The sequence below is a fragment of the Frankia sp. KB5 genome, assembly GCF_002099325.1.
In the GTDB taxonomy this organism is placed as follows: Bacteria; Actinomycetota; Actinomycetes; order Frankiales; family Frankiaceae; genus Frankia; species Frankia casuarinae.
The window spans coordinates 1-964 of the sequence record NZ_MRUJ01000108.1; the positions used below are offsets into that span (position 1 = coordinate 1).

General features: G+C 72.5%; 1 protein-coding gene. It reads right to left on the minus strand.

What is annotated here, in order from left to right; translation table 11 throughout:
• Positions 1 to 147 precede the first annotated feature (147 nt).
• Complete coding sequence (locus KBI5_RS12110; RefSeq protein ID WP_070982170.1) at positions 148 to 849, minus strand: ABC transporter ATP-binding protein; 702 nt, start codon at positions 847 to 849, stop codon at positions 148 to 150.
• Between the last annotated feature and the right edge of the window lie 115 nt (positions 850 to 964).

Consider the following 964-nt stretch of genomic DNA (forward strand, 5'->3'; position numbering starts at 1 on the left):
GCCCGGCGGGAGACGATCCGAGCCGAGCACGCGGCCGAGGATGCCGAAGCCGCCGAGGCGGAGGCGGTGGAGTCCGAGCAGGCCGTCCCCGGTACGGGTGCCCACATCGTCGGCGGACGGGCTGCGCGTCCGCGAGGCGGCGGCAGGTCAATGATCGCCTTCGGCGAGTTCGTCGACGCCGAGCTCGGCCAGCAGCGTGGAACGCAGCCGGTCGAAGGCGGGGTCGGTCCGTCGCCGAGGGGACGCCACATCGACTGGAACGTCGAGGGAGAGCCGTCCCTCGGTGAGGACAAGCACCCGCTCCGCGAGCAGGATCGCCTCGTCAACGTCGTGCGTGACGAACAGTACCGCCGGCCGGTGGCGACGGCACAGCTGCTGGAGCAGGGCGTGCATCCTGATCCGGGTCAGGGCGTCGAGGGCCCCGAACGGTTCGTCGAGCATGACAAGGTCCGGCTCCCGAACCAGCGCCCGGGCGAGCGCGACCCGCTGTGCCTCACCACCGGACAGCGCCACCGGCCAGGACCGTTCCCGCCCGGCCAGCCCGACCTCTGCGAGCGCCACCCGTCCGCGTTCGGCGACGTCGCGGCCGGACAGACCGATCGTCACGTTGGCCAGGGTCCGCGTCCATGGAAGCAGCCGGGCCTCCTGGAAGACGACCGAACGCTGCCGGGTGGCCAGAACCTCGCCGGAGATGCCGCCGTCGAAGCCGCCGAGGATGCGGATCAGCGTGCTCTTCCCTGACCCGCTGCGGCCCAGCAGGGCGACGAACTCCCCGGAGGCGACCGTGAGGTCGAGGCCGTCGAGGACCGTGTGATTCCCGAAGGTGCGACGCAGGCCGCGGATCCGGATGGCGGCGCCGTCGGCACCGCGGGTTTCGGCGGTTTCGGCGGTGTGCTGAGCGTCGGCGGTGTGCTGAGCGTCGGCGGTGTGCTGAGCGTCGGCGGTGTGCTGAGCGTCGGCGGTG